Below are 23,038 nucleotides of genomic sequence, written 5' to 3'. Positions count from 1 at the left end.
GTCTTCCACGTGCGCCCCGAGTGCTGTATACTCGGGTTTTTTGTGTGACGTGATCTTCGAAGGAGGTTCAATTCAAATCCTCGTTTTAGCGGGAGGTTTTTGAATTGGTGAACGGCTTTAAAGATACACGAAACAGTGGAGTCTGGCTGATTGCTTTAGGGGCTGGCATGTGGGGATTGGACGGAGTTCTGATTGTGGCCCTGTTGCATCACTTTAGTTCCATCGAGATTGTACTGTTTGAACACCTGTTATTGATGGTGTTTTCCGTGCCCGTCCTTATATGGAAGCGTACTGAACTGAGACGACTAAATGTAGGTGACTGGTTTGCGGTGCTCTTCATCGCGTGGGGCGGATCAGCAGTCGCTTCTGTACTGTTCACGGCTGCATTTAACACTGGTAACGCCAATGTTGTGTTGCTGATGCAAAAACTGCAACCGGTCTTTGCGGTGCTCTTGGCTGCCATAGTGTTGAAAGAGAGGCTAACTAAGAATTTTTGGACTGTGTTCATTGCGGCCTTGGGTGGGGCCTATCTACTGACGTTTGGCTTTCATATTCCCACTACTGGTATGAGCGCACATAAAATGACGGGTGCCGTGTTGTCCGCTGGTGCTGCCATTCTTTGGGGCGGTTCAACCGTCATGGGCAAACGTTTGGTAGCGAAAGTATCCTTCACGACAGTTACGAGTTTACGTTTTGTTGTTGCTATACCGCTGCTTGCAACACTAACCGTATTGAGCAGCCCTCACTGGCCAGAGGTCGGCTTTGCATTCACGGTGCCACCCGTGTGGATAAATCTTCTTTTTCAGGCGCTTGTTCCTAGTTTGTTAAGTTTACTTATCTATTACTTCGGCCTGCGGGGCACAAGGGCGTCTTATGCTACGCTGGCAGAGCTGGCATTCCCGGCTGTGGGTCTGTTGCTGAACTGGACAATCTTGCATCAATCCATTTCTGGTGGACAGTGGCTCGGTTTCGCCGTTGTATGGCTGGCGGTCTTGCAGTTATCTAAGACGCCGGCAAAACGTGGTGCAACTCTCCAACTCGAGGGAGTCTCGTGAAATGTTGCCAGCATGAATGTAGTGTTGTATGATGAGGCCAGAGTTTCAGGAAGGGAAGTGGTAGACTATGAAAAATCTCCGATACGTACGTTTAGAGAATTTCATACAGCTGTCCACGCTTTCCTTGTACGGGTGAAAGAAATTTTGACTTGCCTTGAGATCTGCAATGCAATCAATGGCGAACCGCAGCCATAACATGCTGCATTGCCCATACAAAAGTTAACACAAGGTACAGAGCCTTGGGCAGCATGAAGCCTGAGGCTTTTCTTTGTGCTATGCCGTGTAGCGAAGGTACTTTAGGTATCGTTTCGGGATTGACATAAGCAGCTGAGGTCCTTGCCACCACAGTTGCAGCCACAGGTGTGTTGCCTGTGGCTTATTTTGTTTTAATGGAGGAATACGTGTGAATCTTAAGAATTTAGGATGGTCTGAAGTTCAAGAACGTGCATTTCAAACGATTCACGAGCAAGGCCAGGTCGGGAGAGTCGCTGCGGAACAGAAAGGTGTCTATGATTTGTATACGGAGCGTGGCCCGGTGAAGGCAGTGGTTACCGGGAAGTTGCAGCACACGGCGAAGCATCGCGGTGATTTTCCTGCGGTGGGCGACTGGGTCGTCACAGCTTCCGAGGTGACAACCGCTTCCTTTGCCCGCATCCATTCTATACTTCCGCGTATGAGTACGTTTTCTCGCAAGGAGGCGGGATTCGTGACGGAAGAACAGATTGTTGCAACAAATGTGGATACGGTGTTTGTGGTAACAGGTCTTGATGCCAATTTTAATGTGCGGCGCATTGAACGTATGTTATTGGCCGCATGGGAGAGCGGGGCTTCTCCGGTTGTCGTTCTTACGAAGTCCGACCTGTGTGATGCTGTAGACAACAGAATTGATGACGTGAAGCAGGTCGCTGTCGGAGTTCCTGTTTATGCAGTGAGTTCTGTAACTAAGGTAGGCTTGGAACGACTGAACACTTACTTGCAGGAAGGGACGACAACGGTGCTATTAGGTTCTTCCGGAGTAGGAAAATCATCACTCATCAACCACTTCATGAGGAGACCCGTACAGACTGTTCAAGCTGCTCGAGCGCGTGATGCACGCGGACGCCACACAACGACTTACCGTCAGTTGCTGTTACTTCCGGACGGCGGGATGATGATTGATACGCCGGGTATACGAGAACTGCAGTTGTGGGATGCGAGTGATGGCTTGGAGAACGTGTTTTCCGACATTGAGAAACTGTCCGGACAATGCAAATTTCGTAACTGTACTCATCAGTCAGAACCTGGTTGTGCAGTGAAAGAAGCCATTGAATCTGGCACTCTTTCTGTGACCAGACTCCAGAATTACAGCAAAATGGAACGAGAGTGGCAGAGGACTGAAGAGAAAAAGAGAAGACTTGAGCGTCTGAAAGGGAAAGGAAAGTACTGTAGAGTGAGAAATCACTAAAATCTTGACCAAGTGAGACAAGAACTGTGAGGGCGGGTGTGGACTACGCGGATGTCACGCACTTTCGGCGGTATGCATAGGCTGATATCACTGGAGAGATTCGGGTAGGAGGAATGAACGGTGATATACAGAGATATTTCAAATGAATCTAATCGGTATGGCGTACTTGGGTGGTCCGGTTATGGAGATCCGTCTGTTTGGCCAGCGTCAGCACACGGTATGACAAGTGGTGCAGCTGAATTACTGAGTCGTCTGGATAAGGCTGTTGACGGAGAGTATAACGCACTGCGGACGTACGGTGCGTTGGTGAATATGACGCGAGATGAAAATTTCAAGGACATTTTGGAGTCGATTCGTTATGACGAATCGACCCATTTTCAAAGACTGTCACACATCTATGCAACTCTCTCCAGAGGACTCAGGCCGTCGCTGACAGACAGGCCGTTACCAAAGAGCTTCGAGACAGGGATTGAAGACTCCATCCAAGACGAGTTAAACGACTCTAAATTCTACCAGGAAACAAGTCCTTATGCTCCTGATGCTCGTATAAGCCAAGTTCTCATGTACGCCTCTCACGATGAGGGAAGGCATTCTGTATGGTTCACGTATATCTGGAACAAGCTGCTGCACCACTAGTGGGCATCTACTGAAAAGCCGCTGCTTTTAGGACGGAGAGAATCCACGCCTATATAGGATAACTCTTGAAAAGTTTCCTCCAACGATTTGTCAGCCGCTCAAGGCGGCCATTTTTTCGTTCTAAAACGTCATAATTGACTTCCATGTTGAAATTTGATATTATTCTAATTAGTTATATGGCTAATTAGTTTTTAGATGGTGAAATTGATTTTGCAAGGAGGAAAAGGCACATGCAGTTGGATAAACTCGTTACCTACCACAAAGCACTGTCTGACCCAACGCGGATTCGAATCTTATTCCTGTTAAGAAATGGTCCACTGCATGGGCAGGCGCTGGCAGGAAAACTTGGCCTCTCGGCACCGACGATTACGCATCACATGATGAAGTTAAGAAACGCGGGTATAGTGCGGGAGAAACGGGATAAGAACACCATTTATTTTGCGCTTAATGAGCAGTTGTTCAAACAAAACGCACAGGCCATATTAAAAGCGTTTTTTTGTGATCCCGCTGTGAAATTGGAGGATGAAGATATGGAAAACAAAAAAGCCGAAAACAGTGAATTTGAAAGCTCTGTGATAAACAACTTCTTCACGCTGGACGGCGTCTTGAAACAAATTCCCGCACAGCGTAAAAGAAAGTTAGTGGTTTTTGAGCATATGATTAAAGAGCTAGAACCGGGACGTAAGTATGCGGAAAACGAGATTAATGATTACATTAAGAGATTTCACGAGGATTATTGCACAATTCGGAGGGAATTTATCATCAACCATTTCATGTACAGGGAGAAAAACGTCTATGAATTAAATCCGAGAGAAATGTGGACGGATTGGCGTGCACTGTAGCATTAAATGAAAGGGAACATTCTCACTCAGCACAGAGATAGGTATGATACCTATCTCCGCACGCGAGATGCCTTTGCTCCAGATGCCTTTGCTCATTGAGAGGCTTTCCCATGCCTCGCTGTTACCTCGAGAAATCACAGAGATACCGACTTGTTGGGGCCATATGGGCACTAGCTACGCTTGGATAGCGGCATAAATGGGTCATGAAAGAAATAAGGGCGAATTGGGAAGCTGTCAACTAGTGTTTTTGCTTTGTAACGATTCCCTGAGGATGGAAGTAGTGAAATCGGCAGACGGAGTGGTACTGTGCGTCTCCAATCTCTACTTGCCGCCCATCATAGATTGGCATACCATTCTCGATTTTCAAAATCATTGTTGCTTTCCGTCCGCAGTTATGGTGCTCGCATATGGTTTTGATTTCTTCAATGGAATCTGCCAGTAATACAAGTGCCTCGCTGCCCTCAAAAAACTGGTTCCTAAAGTCTTTTAAAAGCCCATAACACATGACGGGTGTATTCAGGTCGTCAGCTACATTCGCAAGTTGTTGAATGTGTTCTCGAGTTAAAAACTGTGCTTCGTCGACGAGTACACAGTCAACAGGATTTTGTTCTACAATCGTAAACATATCCGTCTCTGAATGGACAATCAGAGCCTCACGCGAAATCCCCACTCTTGAAGTAATCTTGCCATGGCCATATCGGTCGTCAGTAGACGGAGTAAAACACAAAACTTTCTTTCCTTGCTCTTCGTAGTTATATGCCACAGTTAACAGTTGTACACTCTTGGATGCATTCATTGCTCCAAAGCGAAAATAAAGCTTGGACACGTGCTCTTCTCTCCCTTAGTGGCGTGTTTCATGTTTCTTTGTATTTCGCAACTAATGTTACCACAACCTATTAGGAAAGTAAGAGAAGTGGAGGAGGACAAGTCCCTCTCTCAATGTATGTTCCACTGTCTCAGGTATTTAACGGGAATCATGCTAACTGTCTTGTGATTGTTACCTTGTCTCACGTCCACAATACCAACAACTCTGCCTGAATGATTCAACACAGGAGCGCCGGACAAACCGGCAGCCTGCGAAGGATCCATGTTATTCATAGCGTACACAAGAGGCGGTCGAGGTTCCATTGAAACAAAGTGAGGAAGCCCGGTACGGGTCATCAGAGAGTAGAGGGAGTTGCTGCGGGGGAATCCCAGAACTAAACGATGACTTCCTGGAGCATTTACTCCGGAGGCTGTGGATAGGGTTGCAAATGGGGTTGAAGGCTGGCCAATCACTTTTAAAAGTGCGAGATCTGTCCGTTCATTTGCCTTAACCACTTTCGCTCGGTACCATACTTTGTCAGATAGATTGTGTCCATTTAGATATGGATAGATAGTAATAGTATAATGCTTATCGCTCAGCACGTGATAGCAAGTTATGATATAGCCGCCTTTTGTAACCCAGCCAGTCCCATTAGAATCTGTACCGGGAACTCCCATCCCGTTGGTATACGTCTTGATTTTCACGACTGCATCGGCAGTTCTTTTACGCACCTGCGCCCATGAGTAGCCCGACGGTTTGACAGTTAACATCTGATATGGTTTTTGGCTGTGATGACTCTGCACCGTCAGATGTGTTGTTACTATCGTAATAAGCCCTCCAACAACCATAATCATCAGCCAGCGGTAAAAAGAAACGATATAGCGTTGTAATTGGCTGTTCTCCTTTAGTGGAAGCTTCATTACCAGCCCTCTCTATCAGCCCTTTGTGAGTCCCTATTGACTTATCCGTCGTTGTGTTAACAAGGTTATGTCATTAGGTTGTTGCTAGGTCGTGTCGAGGGCTTTTCCTTTGTAAAGTCGCTTGTCAGCAATTCTAAAACATGATGACCAGTCGGTTCCATCTTTGTTCCATACTGCACAACCAACACTGACACTGTAGTCTCTATGAGAAAACAGGGCAGTTACTTCACGAGCAACACAATCGGCACTGTCATCATCATGGAGTGAGTGTAGAGCAAATACAAACTCGTCGCCGCCAAAGCGAGCGCACATGCCATTGCTGCCAATATGTTTCTTTAGAACGGATGCGACTTCCTGGAGCACGGCGTCCCCTTTGATATGACCGTGGTTGTCATTAATGGCTTTAAAGTTGTTGACATCTAATATACCAATGAGTAATGAACTATCCACCATTTTAGTGCCGACCAGTTCGTGAAACCGCTCTTCAAAACCCCGTCGATTCAGCAGTCCAGTCAAGGGTTCATGTTGGCTGTGAAACTCGGCGATGCGACGCAATGACAGCATTTCAAGAACGAACGACACGTAAGTAGAGCACAGTGACATGAGATTTTCGTCTGTCTTGGCGGACGGAGACTTTTGGCCAACGACGATATCGCCTGCGATGTGTCCTTTCACAATAAGCGGCCAGGACCCTACAAACTCAATTTGTGAGTCAGACCAAACAGACCTCCACGGGTCTGGTAACTGATGCGTGGGTCTCCATCCTTCTCGGAAGTGGCAATTTACCTCCTTGATCCAGGCATTTTCTTCAAGTACAGAGCTCAACTCTGCTGCCGAGTACTTGAGCCCCCAGGGATGATATATCTGAGGATTCGGGGTATTGCCTTCAAGGATAAATTGCTTTTTATAGACAAACAGTCCTGCGTCAAGACCGAAGGTTTGCTGAAAAAACTCGGCGACGAGTTTAAACAGTGTACGTCCGCGATTTGCGGACGCCCAGTGTCGGGATTGTTCGATGAGGTCTCTTAGCCGGTCCAACCTTTCAGCCCCTTTTTCCAACCCTTTCGCTACAGTCGAAAAAGTACGGTTTTCAAAGTGAAGGTGCTTGGCGTGAGAGTCGATGACGAACACAATCACTGCATGGAAGTGAGAATCTGCCTTTTAATCTGCCCGAGTGTTTCTTATGGCTTGTTTCTCACTACACCGCTTACATATTCCGAGCGGATAATCAGTCTTCCTTATTCGTTTATACCCAGTTGAAAATATTCTAGACATACTTCTACTGAAATTGAGCTCTTTACAGATGATGCACCACGATTGTTGGTCCATTATACCCCTTTCTCACGCATGCCACTGAAAAAAGAGTGCATCCGTCATAGGATACACTCATACCACGTCCGTTTGACGGCAACCCGGCGAGCTTAGCCAACGGCCGTAGCCCCGTGGTTTTGTGTCCCGTCCTTTCGGAACGGTTTACCTTTGAAACTGATTGTGTAATTTTAGTGTACCATTTTTGCAATAGGTATACTATGATTCAAGACATGCGATTTTGACTCTCGCGATGCTATGACATGACATATGCTTAGCCAAGGTATGAAAAGAACAGACAGGAGTAATGATAAGGCACATGAGAAGATGGTTAGTTTTGCTACTGCTGGCTGTTATTTTGCTGGCAACGTTTAAAGTGAGTTTGCCTGTTCGCGCTGGCACTCTAGAGCAAAATGTACATTCAGAGAAGATTGATTGGAAACAAAAGAAACCAAAACCTGTCCTTGTAGAGGGAGAATATGCGCTGGGCGTACCAAGTCTCGGAGGCGTATTCATGAAATCCAGCAATCAGGCATCTGCGCCCATTGCAAGTCTAACAAAAATGATGACGGCAGTCCTTGTTATCGAAGCTCATCCTTTAGGGAAGAACCAATCGGGTCCGTCAATTCACTTCAATCAGAGGGATGTGCAAATTCTACACAGTGATATCGCGAATGGAGATTCGGTTGTTCAAATTAAAAATGGGGAAACAATGACAGAACGACAGGCATTAGAAGCCCTTTTGATACCGTCCGGAGACAATATTGCAACGAAACTAGCACAGTGGGTGAGCGGCAGCGTGCCCAAGTTTGTTGCCAAAATGAATTCAACGGCGGAGAGTTGGGGCATGATTCACACGCACTATGCAGATACGAGTGGTGTGGATCCAAAGACGATAAGTGATGCACAAGACCAATGGCTTATGGCCGCAAAGTTCATGACATTTCCGGTCTTGAGAGAGATAGTGTCCCAGAAGAGTGCTAGTGTGCCCGTGGCAGGGACTGTATACAATTACAATATGTTGTTGGGGACGGACGGAATTGTTGGAATTAAAACAGGAAATACATCTCAAGCAGGAGGAAACCTTGCGGCTGCACAACGTTTGAGTCAAAACCACAAGTCTATACTTTTAATTAGTGTCATTCTTGGTCAAAGGTCTTCACCGCCACTGGCGAAGGTTTTCAAAGTCACTCCTAAACTCCTTCACATAGCTAAGGCAAACTTAATCAGCAAAACCCTTGTCCGCAAGGGCCAACGCGTTGGGAACATCACCTTTCCATGGGGCCAACGCATTGTGCTTGTGGCGGAACAAAGCCTAACAATCAGTGTCGTTCCGGGTGAGCATATTTCACAAACGCTCAAACTAGAGACCGACTACAGACACTTACACCAAGGTGTCACAGCAGGTCAACTTACTGTGAAGACTCCAAATAACAGCTACCTAGTCAAAGTAATGCCGGAGTCAACTTATAAAGACCCTGGCTTGTTGTGGAGAATCCTGCATTAATTGCATTAATTACATTGATTGTATTGATACCTTAACGATAGCCACAGTGCAGGGAGGTTTACCCCTGCTATTTAATGAATAATGTAATTTGGGGTGAATGAGGGTTTGCCCACAAGTTAATCACTCGGTGTGGCTCGTCGGGTTCCTCTGTGAATTGAATGTACAGTTGTCCTGATGTGTAGGCATGTCGGATGTCTATCAATTCTGACTCATCTAGTCCTGATAGTTCAATGCTTCTTCCCATTCCTGGCAGACAGACCGGGTTGAGGTACTGGTTGGAAATTGTTAGTGTTTTCATACCGCGTTTTTCCTTCTTTCGTGTCTGTATGTAGCGTCTATCCTGACTTCCTTAGCAGTAACTTCCTTAGCAGTAACTTCCTTAGCAGTAACTTCCTTAGCAGTAACTTCTTTAGCAGTAACGCCTGTCATAATCGGCTCTTCAAATAGGCACGTGCTTGGGTGCTAAGGACATTTGTTCCATGCTGGTTTACAGCGTCAAATCGCAGTACAAGAAGCCCCCGCTGTTTTTTATCAAATGGCGTTGCCTCAACGACAGTTACAGTAGTATCTAGGATATCACCCGGTCGGACTGGGGCTGACCATTGCACAAAATCAAGTCCTTTGCCTCCAATAATTTCTGTACCAAATCGATTTGTTTTAATCCATTCGCTCCATATGACGCTCAGTGTATGTACCCCTGAAGCAATGATCCCCCGGAACAGTCCCTCCCGCGCAAATTCTTCATCTATGTGGATGGGTTGGGGGTCGTATTTCATCGCAAACGTCTTAATATCTTCTGAGGTCAGCGAGACTGGTTTCAACCGGAATGTTTGCCCTGCTTTAAATTCTTCAACAAACAAGCTGTTATCCCCTTTCTTGTGATTGCAGTTAACTGGTAACCATACCTTACCACTTCTTCACTGCTACAGAAAGAATCACAGCATGTCTCAGGACCGATAACTGTTTGGACGCTCGAACAGTTCTAGAGTCACGCTTTAACGCCTGCAGACCAGACCGAATATGCCAATAACAAGTGTCCCATCCGTTCTGTAGACGATTAAGAGAAACAGGTAGATGTCCTGGGTGTCCATCCCGCGAAATTGGCAGACCCCAATCATATGCTGGTGTATGTCAGCAAAGAGGGGGTGTACCAGTATGTGTACGAGAGCGGAATGCGAAAGGCATATTGGTAAATGGGTCCAGTTGCGAACTCCGTATGGAGTTCACCGCGGTGTTATTGAGCGAGTTACCGCAACCAAAGCAATCATTAAGAGTCCCAAACAGTATATCCCGGTTGATTTGGCACTGGACGACGCTGACGAGCGAAAGTTGGATGTTGCATTGGCATGGGGCGGCTACGGTCGCGGCGGATATCCTGGAGGAGGATACGGCGGAGCCTACGGCTACGGTGCCTGGGGTCGCTGGGCTGTTTCGTTTCTAATTATCTATGTGTTGTGGGGACTCTGGTTCTGGTAAGCCTGATGCAGGGCTGCGCAGCATTCTGCAGCCCTGCTATGGCGACGCCGGGCGATACACTTTGCTCCAAAGGATGGAAATGTTTGAATTCTGTCGTTGTTCCGCAATGACAGCAATTCTCCAATTCGTTGCCTGGGGGACTGTTCGCGTTGTGGCAATGATACGGCTGGAGAAGGGCGCTTGTGAAGATACATAGAGCCACGTATGTTCGCCTTCATTGTTTGGTACAGGACTCAGTTTGTGCTGTTTCAGGATTCTGTTGATGTCGCCAAAGTTGTACCACCCTCCGAACACAAACTTACCAGATGAATTGTCATAAACGTCCATGACATTTGTACTTACAGAAGTAAAAATAAGGAATACTTGGTAACGTGTCTTGTCATAGTTTGGATCCCATTTCCTAATATGCAGTTCAATAGAGGTTTGCACAGTCTGTCCAGATGTGGCACCTTTAGCTTGCGGCTGACGAATTGAAAATTGTACACTGTAATGGCTTTTGACAGGAGCAGCTTGGGGCTGACTAAATGTATCGGCTACTGCAACAAAAAGTGCACCCGCACCGATTAGAAAAGGCAGCGTTTTTAAAAAAAGTTTGCGCTGTGGCACCTAGTGTCCATCCTTACGTTATCAATGTAACTACGATATTATATATTGGTAGAAGTTGCGGCAACCCTAGTTTTATGAAAAGACCAGAATCGCAGCAGAAATTGTGCAGCAAGAATCTTGAAGGATAGGGGGATTTTCTGTGATAGAACATCTGGTATGGCTCAAGTTTGACGAAAGCACAACCAAGGAACAAAAAGACGAGGTGATTCGCAGACTAGTAGGATTGAAAGATGAGATTGCAGGAATTGTCGACTACAATGCCGGACATAACTTCTCCGAGCGAAGCAAGGGGTTCGATGTTGGACTGCGTGCTCGGTTTGTCAGCAAAGCGGCTTTGGAAAAGTATGCGCCGCATCCAAAACATGAAGCCGTCAAGCAATATATGTCCGAGGTTGGCTTGAAGGAAAGCATGTCTCTGGACTTTGAGGTCTAGCTTGGTTCTGCTGTCTACGACGTCGTTTTGCTGTTACTACTATCAGGGTCAGTCACATGCTGTGCATTTCCATATGGGGAACCTTCGTCCCAATATGCACCGTCGGCAGTGGCATGACTGATGTAGGATTCCAGGCTCTCATCATGAGAAGTCTCCATGGGCACTCTGGTCAGTTTTTGAAAGGGCCAAAACATTCGGCTTCACTCCCTTGCACAAGACTTATACTCAGGATTCCCGCCAGTCACAGGTTTATTCACCTGTTATGACGAAGCGGGCAGCAGCGGCAAGGGGAAGCACTGTTGGAAGTAACAATTCTGGAAAAATTGAAAGACAAAGAGGAGTCCAACATCTCAAAGAGAACAAGCAGCAAAACATAGAGCGGTTGCCCTGCGTCCTCCTGTAGGACCGCTTGGACAACCGCTCATCGTTTATAATTTTTTCTTCGTATGATGGCGTCCGTCCCAACGAGGGCAGTCGTCACATCAATAGGTGCCGGGCAGGTGAATTTTATTCGACGTCGTAGCCAGCCTCTTCAATAGCGTCCTTTAAGGCCTGCAGACTCGTCTGTGTCTCTTCGAAGGTTACCTTGGCATTTTCTGCGTCTAGACTGACCACTGTGTCTTGAACACCTGTCACCGATGTCAATGCCTTCGTCACGGAATTTACACACCCGTTGCAAGTCATTCCCTTTACCGTAATTGTCGCTGTTGTCACACGAACATCTCCTTTTGTTTAAATAGATGTCTAGGGCCGTTCATATCTTCACAAAAGCATCAAGCCGCCGTATGGGATGTGTCCGCATTCACCTCCTTGCGAAGTTTCGTTCTGCGCAAGAGCAGACTGTTGGACACCACGCTTACAGAACTGAATGCCATTGCTGCACCAGCAATAATCGGACTTAAGATACCGGCAGCTGCCAGTGGAATTCCCAAGACATTGTAGAAGAACGCCCAGAATAGATTTTGTCGAATTTTACGCATGGTTGCTTTGGACAAAAGAATTGCTTCCACTACGCCTTGTGTCCGGCTGTGCATGAGAGCAATATCAGCAGCTTCAAGTGCGACATCCGCACCTGTGCCCATGGCAATGCCAATGTCGGCTGCAGCAAGGGCAGGGGCGTCATTGATTCCGTCACCGACCATTCCAACAATTTGTTCATTCTGTTTCAGTTGGTCTATTTTCGCAGATTTTTCCGATGGCAGGACTTCGGCCATAACATTATCAATGCCAGCCTCCTTGGCAATTGCCTGTGCAGTCTGCTCGTTATCGCCCGTAATCATCCAGACTTCAATGCCGAGGGACTTCAGCTGTTGAACCGTACTGGCGGCCTCAGGCTTAATTTTGTCAGCGATTGCCAGTACTCCAATCACCATTTTGTTTCGAGCAACGGTAATTGCCGTTCGACCGGCATGTTCAAAGCGGGAGACGACCGCGTCTGGGAAACCTGTTACCCTGGTTTCTTCTAACCATTTTCTATTCCCGGCTTGAATGACATCTGAACCCATCTGCCCCTCGATACCTTTTCCTGGAGTCGCCCGAACATTTGTGATTGGGAGGGGGAGGATACCCGCTGTTTCAGCGTGTCTAACAACCGCGGACCCCAATGGGTGTTCGCTTTGTGCTTCAAGAGAGGTGACAGCTTCAAGCATTGTCTTTTCATCTACGGTCGGAGCCACCCACGTATCCACGACCTCAGGAGTACCGTTGGTAATGGTCCCCGTCTTGTCAAACACGACTGTCGTAAGTTTGTGGGCGAGTTCGAGGTGTTCGCCGCCTTTGATAAGGATGCCGGCTTCTGCTCCCATTCCTGTGCCAACCATAATCGCAGTTGGTGTTGCAAGTCCAAGTGAGCACGGACACGCTATTACCAGTACCGCGACGGCAGCAATCAGGGCTGCGGACCAACCTACGAATACCCACCACAAGACAAAGGTTAGCAGAGACACGATAAGAACTGCCGGCACAAACACGCCCGAAATTTTGTCTGCGAGGCGTTGCACGGGTGCTTTCGATCCTTGTGCTTGGTCGACAAGGCGAATGACTTGAGCTAAAGCTGTGTCTGACCCTACTTTCGTGATCTTCATCGTAAACACTTGGTTTTGGTTGACAGCAGCACCAACGACGCTGTCTCCAGATTGCTTTGTAACAGGTAGAGATTCTCCCGTGAGGAATGATTCATCGACTGCTGTTGAGCCATCTAAAACCACACCGTCGCTAGGAATTTTCTCTCCAGGACGCACCCGCACAACGTCCCCAGCCTTCAGGTCTTCAACAGGCACATCGCGCTCGTTTCCATCCTCTACAAGGTGTGCGGATTTGGCACCGAGTTTTGCCAATTTCTCCACGGCGGAACTTGACTTTGCTTTAGCTCTTGCTTCAAGTAGTTTTCCCATGAAAATAAGGGTTACGACAGTGGCCGAAGAATCAAAATACACATTGGCGCTCCCCACGAGTGTCAATACGACGCTGTAGACGTAAGCGACACTAGTTCCAAGGGCCACTAGCACATCCATATTGGCGGCACCGCCGCGCAGGGAGTGGTAGGCACCTTTGTAAAATCTCCAGCCTACATAGAACTGAACAGGAGTGGCTAAAATCCAGCCAAACCAGTTCGGGAGGAATTTCGGACCGCCAAACATTGCAGTAAATAATTGAATAACAAGCGGCAAAGTTAGGGCTACAGAGCCCCAAAATTTGAGTACATCACGTCGATATTCTCGCTGTTTACGTTGGCGTTCTTCTTCAGCAGCCGTCTCAGATGCAAGTTTGGCACTGTATCCAGCTTTCTCAACAGCTCCGATGAGAGCTGATTCTTCAATGATTCCGGGAACATACCGGATGTGAGCCTTTTCGGAAGCAAGGTTGACATTTACAGTTTCTACTGCGTCGAGACGACCGACAACCTTCTCAATTCGTGCTGAACACGCTGCACACGTCATTCCTTGAATATCCAATTCCACTTCTCGGAAAGGCACGGAGTATCCAGTTTTTTCAATTCGCTGGACCACGTCTTTCCAGGAAGTCCCTTCATCCAGGACAAAGCTGGCCCGCTCCGAGGCCAAATTGACGTTGATATCTTGGATGCCCGGCAGTTTTGAAACTGTCTTCTCAATCCGTGCAGCACAGGCCGCACATGTCATGCCTTCAACGGGTACTGTCCATCCCTTATTGGGTTTGTTCTCTGCTGCTTTTACATCAGGCACGATATCGCCTCCTCTTGCGACAGGAGTTATGACTTAGTAAATTGGCGAATGACGTCCATTAATTCGTCAATCTTTTGCTTCTCATTCTCTTGGTTAGTGATTGCGTCAGCTACGCACCCACGGGTATGTGCATCGAGTATGGTTAGCCCAACCTGATGAAGGGCGTTTTTCGCGGCCGCAATTTGCACTAGAATATCCACACAATAGCGACCGTCATCAATCATTTTTTGAAGGCCTCTGACTTGCCCTTCAACGCGTCGCAGTCGCTTCTGTAAATCGGTACTCTGTTCCGCATATGAATGACCTACATGTATCTGTTCCATGGCTACGCCTCACTTTTACGGTTTCCCTAACGGTACCCCCGTAAGGTATGGTATGTCAAGCTATTATGATACAATCGAGGCGGGATTTCTTTGTATTCGAGAAATTGTCATGAATCTCAGGAGGGCAACCCGTGCAGAAAAAAGTCATGTCCACATTGTTAGGATTATTGCTGTTGATGTTTGTTGTGTGGGTGGGCACAACCGAAAGAACACCTGTCTCGAAAACACAAGTGACTACCGTTGCATATGCACCAAAAGTAGGGTATCAAATGCCGCCGATTGCGCTCAAGGAACTTCCGAACGGAAGCATATCAATGAACGATTTAAAGGGCAAACCTGTTTTCATTAATTTCTGGGCTTCCTGGTGCACATACTGCAGACTTGAGTCGCCTGATATTGCACAAGTGTACAAGAAGTTTGGCAGCAAGGTGATTTTCTTAAGCATTAATGCAACTTCACAAGATACGTTGTCCAATGCAAAGGCATTTATGAAGAAGTACGGCATGAACTGGCCCGTTGCGCTGGACACAACTGGGGCGGCAGCAAGAAAGTACGATATTGTCGCATTGCCCGCGTCTTTCTTCGTCGATAGAAACGGCGTTATTGTTGGGAAGAATTTGGGCCCCTTGTCCCACAAAACCCTCTATTCGGAACTGGAGAGGATAGCCAAGTGAGTCTGTATTCAATCTATGAGAGAATCCCCGCTGACTGGATAGCATTAGGAATTGGATGTTTGAGTGTCTGGCTGTATTTAAGGATGCTATCTAAAGTGCGTCCAAGCGAACCAGTTGGACCGATTCTTGGTCTAGTGTCGGATGTGTTTTTTGCGTACGTGTTGTTCAACCGATTTGTCGCTGGACTCATCGTCGGCTTTGATTTCAATATCAAAAATGATGTGTTGTCAATGGTAAACGGATCGTCTAGGTACGGGTGGTTTATCGGAGTTCTGGCTGTTGCAGGGTACTTGTCATTAAAGTTCTATAGAAATAAGGAACTCCATCAGGCGAAGGTCATACTACTTGGTTCGAGAGCATTCCTTTTTGGGGGCATACTTGTTTTTGCATTCCTCACAGCCACCTCACTCCATCCATTTCGCTTGGAGGCAGTTGTCCGAGGAATTGGGTTTCTCTTAATGTGGGCCATTACGTTAAAGAGCAGCGCTAAACAATATGTTGTCGGATTCGTTTGGATTGGGGTGAGTCTGTTGTTGCTCGCGTCATCCATGATTGTTCCCCAAACGGTAGTATGGCTGTGGTTTACTCCAGCCCAGTGGGTTTATGTAGGTGTGATGGGGGCAGGGTACATTGGCTTTGTGCGTGGCTTTACCAGAAAAACGGAGACGCAACCAAACACTGCCGAATAGCCGATTGTCTCCAGACCTGTGTCAGTTCAATCTTTCCGTGAACCCGCTGCTTGCCTCTGTGCTCACGCCGTGTCGACTGAGAAGACGATGCCATACCATGTGTGTAAGTTTGGCACGGAGGGAGGAATCAGAATGTATGACGGAGGCGTTTTGGGAGGCTATACACGTTGGGCCATTGTCTTCCTGATTATCTTTGTGCTCTTCATGTTGTTGATTCCCTACGGGACTACAACTACATGCACAACTACTCCCGCGTACTGATTCAATCTGAGAATGTCCGCGGACGGCGTGCCGAAATTCGGTGCGCCGTTTTGTTTTGGCCGAAATCTGGCAAACCTCATCGTTGCGACACGACAGTAAGCTAGTGCACATATTTGACATGGCCGGTTTTAGAATTCAATGTATAAGGAATGAAATGTACAAGCTTAAGGAGTGACAAGATGGAGTTTCGAGTCAAGGTTTTTTCAGATTATATATGACCATTTTGTTATATCGGCAACGGGATTGTCGAGTCATTGAAAAAAGAGTTTTTCATTACCGATGAATGGATTAGTTACGAAATTCACCCGGACACCCCCAAACAGGGAACGGATTTGTCGGGACGTTTCCCGCCTGAGCAAGCGGATGCGATGACGCAACGTTTGCAAGAGATGGGGACTCCGTACGGTCTGACGTTTGGCAAGCTGAATCTCTTAGCGAATTCCAGAAACGCTTTGCAAGCCAGTGAGTTTGCACGCGACGAAGGCCGGTTTCACGAATTCCATCAGCGGATTTTCGAAGCCTACTTTCGGGATGGCAGGGACATTGGTGATGATGAAGTGTTGTACGAGGTAGCGCGCCTCTCTGGGTTAGATGTCCCAAGGTTGCAGAATGCTCTCTCCAACAGGCGCTATGAACAGCGTTTGTATGCGGCACAACAGGAAGGGCAAATGTATGAGGTTACGGGAACGCCAACGTTTATTATTAACGATACCTACAAATTGGTGGGTGCACAGCCGCCGGAAGTATTTCGACAGGCCTTTAGGCAACTGGAACAAAACTCCGGCACACAATGATGGATTTCTGGAAATCTTGAGGACGTGGCCATTCTGCCTGAGGGCTGATTTGCTGTCATATTTCCCATGGCAGCAGATCAGCCCGTTTCCATTCGCGGCTGCGTCCATTTACCTCGAAGCACATGGTGCAAGGATGTTCGTTGTGTACAATCTTTGCTTGTAGCGCATCTCCTGTAGGAGGGAGTGGTGACAGGTGGCTGGTCAAAAATCCAATCAAAAGAAAAAACTGACCATTCTTGTGACTGCGGGCCTAGTTACGGGTTATGTCATTACAATCAGACGTGAATTTCAGAAAGGTGATAAGACTTCTGCGTTCGGTAATGCTGTTTTGCTGCCTGCAAGCTTGATTTGGCTGTGGCTGATACAATAACCTCCTTTGTGAACGATTTGTGATCCTTTTGTGTCCATTTATTGAAAATTAATTGAAAATAATATGTTTTATAGTACAAAAGGAATTGTTGACTTCTTAGATTAATAAAATTATAATGCTAGATGCAGTTCCACTAATTTAATTACTAAAATTCGAAAGGAGAGAAACTATGGCAGGTTCTTCAAAGTTCAAGCAAAAGCTTACACTTCTTGACCTCACGCTCCTTGGTATCGGCTCCATTATTGGTTCAGGCTGGTTGTACGGTGCCATGAAGGGAGCGCACTATGCCGGTAATCTCGCATGGGTTGCGTGGCTTTTCGGTGCAGCAGCAATTATCCTTATTGGTCTGGTCTACGCAGAGTTGGCCGCTGCAATGCCTAGGGCCGGCGGCTTTGTCCGGTATCCGCAGTATACCCACGGTTCAATGGTGGGATGGTTTATTGGCTTTGCCTCAATGTTGGCTTATTCCAGTGTCGCTGGTGTGGAGACGGATGCATTCCGTGAGTACGCGACAGGCTGGTGGCACGCCCTCGGAACGGCTCACAGCCCGTCATTTCTTGGCATGCTTTTGCAGGTAGCACTTTTGTTTGTATTCTTTCTTATTAATTACTGGAGCGTTAACGTTTTTGGCAAAGTCAATACGATTGTTACGTTATTTAAATTTATCGTCCCAATTATCATCATTATCATGCTCTTTACACATATTCATCCAGGAAACTATTCTGTAACTGGTGCAGCACCAGGAGGGCTCCACGGCATCATGCAGGCTGTTACAGGTGCGGGCATTGTCTTTGCTTACCTGGGCTTTCGTCAATCGGTCGATTTTGGAGCCGAGGCGAGCAGACCACAGCGGGACATCCCGTGGGCCATCGTGCTGTCAGTGATTGTCGGCGCAGGGTTATACCTCCTGTTGCAGCAAGCCTTTATTGGCGCTATTCCACCTCATCTATTGGCAAATGGCTGGTCCGGGATTTCCTTTGATCAACCCTATGCAGATATCGCCAAGGTCCTTGGTCTGATGTGGTTGATGAACCTGGTCTATGCTGATGCTGTCATTTCACCTTCGGGAACTGGTAATGTATACATGGCAGGAACGGCTCGCGTGCTCTTTGCGTGGGCGAAAAAGGGTATTTTCTATTCCATATTTGGGAAAGTGAATGCACGTACAGGTATTCCGCGCGGTGCGCTGTGGCTGTCTGTATTGCTCTCCATTGCATGGATTTTGCCGAATTACGGACCTTTTCATTTCAACCAATGGGGTGTACTCATTTCCGCTGTTACATCGGCTACTGTCATGACGTACATGATTGGTCCAATTTCCCAGGCGGCATTGCGCAAATCTAGCCCGGATTTACCGCGTCCGTTTAAACTGAAGGGCTGGAAATTTTGGTCGCCTGTGGCGTTTATTTTCGCAACATGGATTATTTACTGGTCAGGATGGACTACGGATGCACTGTTGATAACCATGTCCTTGGCGTCTTTGGTTTTGTATTTTGCTTTCATGGATCGCGATGCTTCTTGGCATCAAAAACTGAAGACTGAGTGGAAAGCGGCAGCATGGTTAATTGTGTACTTCTTCTTCATATTGGTGATGGAACGACTGGGTTCATTCGGTCCGACGGGTGCAGATGGAAAAATTCACGCTTACATAGCAAGCCCCTGGGATACGTTGATTGTGGGTGCAGGCGCAATTGTTATCTACTACTGGGCTGTGGCAAGCGCGTTGCCTCAGCCTCAGATTGACACAGATGACGAAGAAGATGAAGCAATGCGGACAATGGAAGTGTAGGAACCTCTGTCTCATTTGGTCCCTCTGAGCGAACGTAGCTCAGAGGGACTATTGCATTTTAGGCACTCATCGGACAGCTTTTAGAAAGTCGTCCTTTGAAAGTAGATACATCCGTAAACATCCGTGAATGAGAGAGAATATGCGTCTGTGAAACCTAAATACCATAAATATGTGGTAACAGAAGAATTTCCGTCAATTTAGGGATTTGTGTTGTACGATTCCATGCATATAATGGGGATTATTGCGGCCCCCCGGGTCAGCCTTCTGTGGACATCAGTTCAAAGGGGATAGGTTTGTATGGTGGATATTTTTCGGGACGAAGCGACTACGATTCTTAAGGACAACGATGACATCATTATTTATCAAGCGGACAGCGAGCTGAGAATCCACGCCCGAGAATTGGAAACTGTTGTCGAGTTGGCACCTTGCGTCACTATGGGCAAGTATATCGATGTGCGGGTGGTATCAATTCGTGCTGCAGGACACCCCATCATATATATTCCTGTTTCGAAAGAGGGAGCTAAGCGGATTTTGACACAGCTTCAACAGTGTAAGTTAAATGCTGCAAAGCAAATAAGGCGGCATGATACAGCCTAATCTTGTCAGAGTAAATGAGTACGCATTAAGCGTACTCATTTTTTGATGCATCACCTCAGATCTTTGCGAATTTTAGATAGAGCACGTGGTGAATGTCCCCTTTGCATTCATTGAGAGTTTCATTCTCTCTTACTTTCTCTATACTGTTCCCTACATAAATGAAATCACTTGTTTGAACGTTTTGTAACAAGGATAAAATGGTACGAGGAAGTCGCAGGAAGGATTTGACGTGATGCACTTTGACGTTCAACACTTTATACATACATATGGCTACGTGGGTGTTTTTTTCATTCTGCTAACAGAAATGATAGGAATACCGTTTCCGGCCGAGACGACACTTACAATTTCAGGATTTGAGTGGACACAACACGTTTTTTCTCTCGTACCGTTGGTAGTGGCAGCCGTGATTGGGAACGTTGTGGGATCGACGGTCGCCTACGGTATTGGCCGGTATTTAGGAAGACCCGTTATTCTTGCCCTGGGCAGATACGTAGGAATCACAGAGGAAAGACTAAATGCCGCTGAACGCCGATTTCAAAGGTCAGAACTCTGGATTGTTCTGTTTGCAAAATTCATCGCTGGAATTCGTGTATTGGTGCCGTACTTAGCGGGCATTAACAAGATGCGATTTTATGTGTTTTCTATCATAAATGCAATCAGTGCAGTTCTTTGGGTGCTGTTTTTTGTTCTAATTGGTAAGTACATCGGGATTGCTTGGCGAAGATATCATTTCTTTTTTCACCGTTTCGCGATTCCTATTGTCATTTTGATTGTCGTCATGGGACTTGGTTATGTCATTTGGCGATGGATTCGAAAGACGAGAGGTTGAGGAAGGAGACGTAAGATGAGGCAAATTGAAGTGTTTCAAGTTGATGCGTTTACGACTGCTCCCTTTTCCGGCAACCCTGCAGGCGTCGTGTTATCAGCAAATGATTTGACGCCGCTGCAGATGCAGCACATTGCACGGGAACTAAATTGTTCGGAGACGGCTTTTGTGATTCAGGATGACATTGGGAACCTGCGCTTTCGCTATTTTACCCCTGCCACAGAGGTGGATTTGTGTGGTCACGCGACTGTGGCTACGCTCCACTTGCTTCACAGCGAACGAAATAGGACAGGCCTTTTGCGGGTTGGTACAAATGTTGGAGAGCTTACCATGCAGATTAGTGTTGACGGTACGGTCTGGATGAATCAGGCGGCGCCTAAGTTCCAACGTGTAAATGACATCTCATTAAAGGACATGGCTCAACTACTTGGCATCGACCCGTCTGCCATATCTTCCGAAGTTCCCTTCGGGCTAGCCTATACTGGACTCTGGGACTTCATGGTTCCTGTTACAGGACTTGACGTTCTAGAACATTTGCAGCCGAATTTTGATGCTATAAAGAAATTGAATGAACAACAGGGTGCGGCTAGTACCCACGTCTATACCTTTTCTACCAAGGAGAGAGATAGCACACTCCATGCACGTGATTTTTCTCCTGCCGTTGGCATTTTAGAGGACCCGCATACAGGCACAGCGAGCGGCGCTTTAGGAGCATGGCTTGTAGATCAGGGCAAACTCGAGCCAGGGGAATTTGTTTTTGAACAGGGCTGGTCGGTTGGACGTCCCGGATTCATTCATGTTGCCGTGTCAAAAATGCAGAATCAAATGCAAGTGAAGGTAGGAGGGAAAGCCGCAACGGTGTTAAAGGGACTTATGACCATATGATTTCCGTAATCTTCTTGGACTCCGGCCTTCGAGCAGCCTTGCACATCGCGTCGAACCCAATCCAAAATGTGACGATTGGGAGCGTTCAAGTATCCCGCTAGAACTTAGAATGGAAGTGATTGAAAGCATAAATGCGAGCGGCAGGACACACTGCCGCTCTTTTTGTAGTACCCGCGTCACGTTAATCCTTTCGAAAAAAAGGTGACCAGGCATGTTTGGGATGGCTGTGGTCAAGACTGGTTATATAATCCCGTGCTGCACGTTTTTGAGAACAGATGAAACACAAAGGAGTGGAGACCGTGAAACCCGAGCTACAGAGGTCGCTGCGGACACCTGCCATATTTCTACTTGGAGTAAACGGTGTAGTAGGGGGTGGAATCTTTCTCCTTCCTGGACAGGTTGCCAAGTACGCGGGCGCAAACGCTGTTTGGGCAGTGCTCACGGCGGGTGCATTGTGCCTGTTAATTGGGCTGGCGTATTCGGAAGCAGGTTCGATGTTTAACGAGACCGGCGGCTCTTACGTATACGCAAGGCAGGGGTTGGGTAAGACGGCTGGATTCAGCGTGGGGTGGATGGCATGGATTAACTATGTCGTTGGTTGGGCTGTATTGTCCAATGGACTTGCCGTTTATGCGGATACGTTGATACCCGCAGTAAAACCCTTTCGTTCAGTATTAATTGTTTTGGTTGTCGGAGGACTGGCTTGGTTAAATACGCATGGGGCGAAAAAGGGCGCATTGAGTCTGCAGGTCCTGACGGTTGCGAAGTTTATGCCCTTGATCTTATTAGTGGTCTACGGTGTTTTTTTTGTCTCTGCACCGGCCGGACTCTCAGCAGTAACCGTACCTCATGCAAATTTCTTAAAGGCTGTCCTGCTGCTGGTTTTTGCCTACGGCGGATTTGAAATGGCAGCAGTCCCGGCGGGAGAAATGGTCAATCCCAGAAAGACCGTTGCTGTGGCGATTATTGGTACACTCGTTGGCGTAACCTTGTTTTATATGCTAATTCAATATGCAGCCCTTCGAATTGACCCGCAGTTAGCGACTGCCAATGCACCGCTGGCTACAGTTGGGCGACTTATGTTTGCCGGTGGGCTCACTTTTATGACGATTGGCGCATTGTTGTCGATACTGGGAACGAAGAGCGGGGTGGCGTTGTCCTCACCGCGATCGCTTTACGCCTTAGCACGGGATGAGGTACTGCCCGGCTGGCTGGCAACCGTTCACCCGGTGTACAAGACACCTGTAGCAGCTATTTGGACCACAGCCGTATTTGCCATGGCCCTTGCTCTCAGTCACAGTTTCTCCAGTCTCATTTTACTCAATGTAGTAGCCCGCCTGTATGAATATCTTATGGTCTGTGTATCGGTTGTCGCACTGCGCTATCGAAAGCGAAGCCGCGGGCTTACCGGCATGCGAGTCCCAATTGCGATTCCTTCTACGGCCGCTCTGCTTTGCACAGTACTATTGACCAACGAGTCTGTGCATCAACTTTTAACCGCGGCCGCGTGTCTGTTCGTTGGAATGGGGTTCTATGTCCTGCAACGCTACCGCCAACGGAAGACAGAGGAACTGCGATATCCGTGACTTGTATAG

At 47.3% G+C, this 23,038-nt stretch carries 28 protein-coding genes and 1 riboswitch; of the genes, 16 read left to right on the top strand and 12 right to left on the bottom strand.

What is annotated here, in order from left to right:
• The first annotated feature begins 107 nt into the window (after nucleotides 1–107).
• The 4 genes from GI364_RS14445 (at nucleotide 108) to GI364_RS14430 (ending at nucleotide 3,977) form a co-directional block, all read left to right on the top strand.
• Entirely contained in the window at nucleotides 108–1,055 is a 948-nt protein-coding gene (locus GI364_RS14445) for a DMT family transporter (protein ID WP_233095804.1), read from the top strand.
• Nucleotides 1,056–1,458: 403 nt separating this feature from the next.
• Nucleotides 1,459–2,499 (top strand): ribosome small subunit-dependent GTPase A, encoded by a 1,041-nt coding sequence (rsgA, locus tag GI364_RS14440; RefSeq protein WP_233095803.1) that lies wholly within the window; start codon nucleotides 1,459–1,461, stop codon nucleotides 2,497–2,499.
• Nucleotides 2,500–2,619: 120 nt separating this feature from the next.
• Complete coding sequence (locus GI364_RS14435; protein WP_198849964.1) at nucleotides 2,620–3,135, top strand: ferritin-like domain-containing protein; 516 nt, start codon at nucleotides 2,620–2,622, stop codon at nucleotides 3,133–3,135.
• 230 nt (nucleotides 3,136–3,365) lie between these two features.
• Nucleotides 3,366–3,977 (top strand): DUF2087 domain-containing protein, encoded by a 612-nt coding sequence (locus GI364_RS14430; protein ID WP_198849963.1) that lies wholly within the window; start codon nucleotides 3,366–3,368, stop codon nucleotides 3,975–3,977.
• Between the two features lie 238 nt (nucleotides 3,978–4,215).
• Here the strand turns inward: GI364_RS14430 and GI364_RS14425 are convergent, their stop codons facing one another.
• From GI364_RS14425 to GI364_RS25410, 4 genes are all read right to left on the bottom strand, one after another.
• Entirely contained in the window at nucleotides 4,216–4,803 is a 588-nt protein-coding gene (locus GI364_RS14425; protein ID WP_198849962.1) for a thymidine kinase, read from the bottom strand.
• A gap of 110 nt (nucleotides 4,804–4,913) precedes the next feature.
• Nucleotides 4,914–5,702, bottom strand: a complete 789-nt coding sequence (locus GI364_RS14420) for a trypsin-like peptidase domain-containing protein (RefSeq protein ID WP_198849961.1) — start codon at nucleotides 5,700–5,702, stop codon at nucleotides 4,914–4,916.
• A gap of 84 nt (nucleotides 5,703–5,786) precedes the next feature.
• Nucleotides 5,787–6,740, bottom strand: a complete 954-nt coding sequence (locus tag GI364_RS14415; RefSeq protein ID WP_198849960.1) for a GGDEF domain-containing protein — start codon at nucleotides 6,738–6,740, stop codon at nucleotides 5,787–5,789.
• Nucleotides 6,741–6,863: 123 nt separating this feature from the next.
• Nucleotides 6,864–7,031 (bottom strand): YgiT-type zinc finger protein, encoded by a 168-nt coding sequence (locus GI364_RS25410; protein WP_370541780.1) that lies wholly within the window; start codon nucleotides 7,029–7,031, stop codon nucleotides 6,864–6,866.
• 74 nt (nucleotides 7,032–7,105) lie between these two features.
• A riboswitch (cyclic di-GMP riboswitch) is annotated at nucleotides 7,106–7,190 on the bottom strand.
• A gap of 139 nt (nucleotides 7,191–7,329) precedes the next feature.
• On the opposite strand from GI364_RS25410, the gene GI364_RS14405 reads away from it, so the two are divergent.
• A complete protein-coding gene (locus tag GI364_RS14405) occupies nucleotides 7,330–8,517 on the top strand; it encodes a D-alanyl-D-alanine carboxypeptidase family protein (RefSeq protein ID WP_198849958.1) in 1,188 nt (395 codons plus the stop codon).
• A 67-nt stretch (nucleotides 8,518–8,584) separates the two neighbouring features.
• On the opposite strand, the gene GI364_RS14400 is transcribed toward GI364_RS14405, so the two are convergent.
• Genes GI364_RS14400 through GI364_RS14395 form a run of 3 tightly spaced genes read right to left on the bottom strand, consistent with a single transcriptional unit; the run spans nucleotide 8,585 to nucleotide 9,377 of the window.
• Nucleotides 8,585–8,815 (bottom strand): hypothetical protein, encoded by a 231-nt coding sequence (locus GI364_RS14400; RefSeq protein ID WP_198849957.1) that lies wholly within the window; start codon nucleotides 8,813–8,815, stop codon nucleotides 8,585–8,587.
• Nucleotides 8,812–8,946 carry a hypothetical protein gene (locus tag GI364_RS25145; RefSeq protein ID WP_255524453.1) on the bottom strand — a complete coding sequence of 45 codons (135 nt, stop codon included), beginning with the start codon at nucleotides 8,944–8,946 and terminating at the stop codon, nucleotides 8,812–8,814. Before GI364_RS25145 ends, GI364_RS14400 begins: the two co-directional genes overlap by 4 nt.
• Nucleotides 8,943–9,377, bottom strand: a complete 435-nt coding sequence (locus GI364_RS14395) for a MaoC/PaaZ C-terminal domain-containing protein (protein ID WP_198849956.1) — start codon at nucleotides 9,375–9,377, stop codon at nucleotides 8,943–8,945. The genes GI364_RS25145 and GI364_RS14395 overlap by 4 nt, the downstream gene beginning before the upstream one ends.
• A gap of 295 nt (nucleotides 9,378–9,672) precedes the next feature.
• Between GI364_RS14395 and GI364_RS14390 the strand changes: the two genes are divergently transcribed.
• Nucleotides 9,673–9,993, top strand: a complete 321-nt coding sequence (locus tag GI364_RS14390; protein ID WP_198849955.1) for a hypothetical protein — start codon at nucleotides 9,673–9,675, stop codon at nucleotides 9,991–9,993.
• Between the two features lie 36 nt (nucleotides 9,994–10,029).
• Here GI364_RS14390 and GI364_RS14385 read toward each other — a convergent pair whose 3' ends face one another.
• Nucleotides 10,030–10,599, bottom strand: a complete 570-nt coding sequence (locus tag GI364_RS14385; RefSeq protein WP_198849954.1) for a hypothetical protein — start codon at nucleotides 10,597–10,599, stop codon at nucleotides 10,030–10,032.
• 139 nt (nucleotides 10,600–10,738) lie between these two features.
• Between GI364_RS14385 and GI364_RS14380 the strand changes: the two genes are divergently transcribed.
• A complete protein-coding gene (locus GI364_RS14380; protein ID WP_198849953.1) occupies nucleotides 10,739–11,032 on the top strand; it encodes a Dabb family protein in 294 nt (97 codons plus the stop codon).
• 14 nt (nucleotides 11,033–11,046) lie between these two features.
• Here the strand turns inward: GI364_RS14380 and GI364_RS14375 are convergent, their stop codons facing one another.
• The 4 genes from GI364_RS14375 to GI364_RS14360 all read right to left on the bottom strand — a co-directional run bounded on the left by GI364_RS14375 (nucleotide 11,047) and on the right by GI364_RS14360 (nucleotide 14,558).
• Entirely contained in the window at nucleotides 11,047–11,226 is a 180-nt protein-coding gene (locus tag GI364_RS14375; protein WP_198849952.1) for a hypothetical protein, read from the bottom strand.
• 313 nt (nucleotides 11,227–11,539) lie between these two features.
• Complete coding sequence (locus tag GI364_RS14370; RefSeq protein WP_198849951.1) at nucleotides 11,540–11,746, bottom strand: heavy-metal-associated domain-containing protein; 207 nt, start codon at nucleotides 11,744–11,746, stop codon at nucleotides 11,540–11,542.
• 59 nt (nucleotides 11,747–11,805) lie between these two features.
• Nucleotides 11,806–14,235, bottom strand: coding sequence for a heavy metal translocating P-type ATPase (locus tag GI364_RS14365; RefSeq protein ID WP_255524452.1), 2,430 nt, complete (start codon nucleotides 14,233–14,235; stop codon nucleotides 11,806–11,808).
• A gap of 26 nt (nucleotides 14,236–14,261) precedes the next feature.
• The gene (locus tag GI364_RS14360) at nucleotides 14,262–14,558 is read right to left on the bottom strand and encodes a metal-sensitive transcriptional regulator (protein WP_198849950.1); all 297 of its coding nucleotides are present in this window, start codon (nucleotides 14,556–14,558) and stop codon (nucleotides 14,262–14,264) included.
• 131 nt (nucleotides 14,559–14,689) lie between these two features.
• Here GI364_RS14360 and GI364_RS14355 point away from each other — a divergent pair, with 131 nt between their 5' ends.
• The 9 genes from GI364_RS14355 (at nucleotide 14,690) to GI364_RS14315 (ending at nucleotide 23,029) form a co-directional block, all read left to right on the top strand.
• Nucleotides 14,690–15,232: a TlpA family protein disulfide reductase gene (locus GI364_RS14355; protein ID WP_198849949.1), complete on the top strand. Its 543-nt coding sequence runs from the start codon at nucleotides 14,690–14,692 to the stop codon at nucleotides 15,230–15,232.
• Entirely contained in the window at nucleotides 15,229–15,921 is a 693-nt protein-coding gene (locus GI364_RS14350) for a hypothetical protein (protein ID WP_198849948.1), read from the top strand. Before GI364_RS14355 ends, GI364_RS14350 begins: the two co-directional genes overlap by 4 nt.
• A gap of 491 nt (nucleotides 15,922–16,412) precedes the next feature.
• Nucleotides 16,413–16,976 carry a DsbA family oxidoreductase gene (locus tag GI364_RS14345; protein WP_255524684.1) on the top strand — a complete coding sequence of 188 codons (564 nt, stop codon included), beginning with the start codon at nucleotides 16,413–16,415 and terminating at the stop codon, nucleotides 16,974–16,976.
• 193 nt (nucleotides 16,977–17,169) lie between these two features.
• The gene (locus tag GI364_RS14340) at nucleotides 17,170–17,346 is read left to right on the top strand and encodes a hypothetical protein (protein WP_198849946.1); all 177 of its coding nucleotides are present in this window, start codon (nucleotides 17,170–17,172) and stop codon (nucleotides 17,344–17,346) included.
• A 169-nt stretch (nucleotides 17,347–17,515) separates the two neighbouring features.
• Nucleotides 17,516–19,135: an APC family permease gene (locus tag GI364_RS14335; RefSeq protein ID WP_198849945.1), complete on the top strand. Its 1,620-nt coding sequence runs from the start codon at nucleotides 17,516–17,518 to the stop codon at nucleotides 19,133–19,135.
• A 297-nt stretch (nucleotides 19,136–19,432) separates the two neighbouring features.
• A complete protein-coding gene (locus GI364_RS14330; protein ID WP_198849944.1) occupies nucleotides 19,433–19,732 on the top strand; it encodes a hypothetical protein in 300 nt (99 codons plus the stop codon).
• A gap of 232 nt (nucleotides 19,733–19,964) precedes the next feature.
• Entirely contained in the window at nucleotides 19,965–20,561 is a 597-nt protein-coding gene (locus tag GI364_RS14325) for a DedA family protein (RefSeq protein WP_198854034.1), read from the top strand.
• A 15-nt stretch (nucleotides 20,562–20,576) separates the two neighbouring features.
• The gene (locus GI364_RS14320; protein WP_198849943.1) at nucleotides 20,577–21,443 is read left to right on the top strand and encodes a PhzF family phenazine biosynthesis protein; all 867 of its coding nucleotides are present in this window, start codon (nucleotides 20,577–20,579) and stop codon (nucleotides 21,441–21,443) included.
• A 299-nt stretch (nucleotides 21,444–21,742) separates the two neighbouring features.
• Complete coding sequence (locus GI364_RS14315; RefSeq protein ID WP_198849942.1) at nucleotides 21,743–23,029, top strand: APC family permease; 1,287 nt, start codon at nucleotides 21,743–21,745, stop codon at nucleotides 23,027–23,029.
• The last annotated feature ends 9 nt before the right edge of the window (nucleotides 23,030–23,038 follow it).

The organism is Alicyclobacillus sp. SO9 (genome assembly GCF_016406125.1).
In the GTDB taxonomy this organism is placed as follows: domain Bacteria; phylum Bacillota; class Bacilli; order Alicyclobacillales; family Alicyclobacillaceae; genus SO9.
The sequence above is the reverse complement of the archived record's forward strand: the minus strand, read 5'-3'. Positions and strand labels throughout refer to the sequence as shown.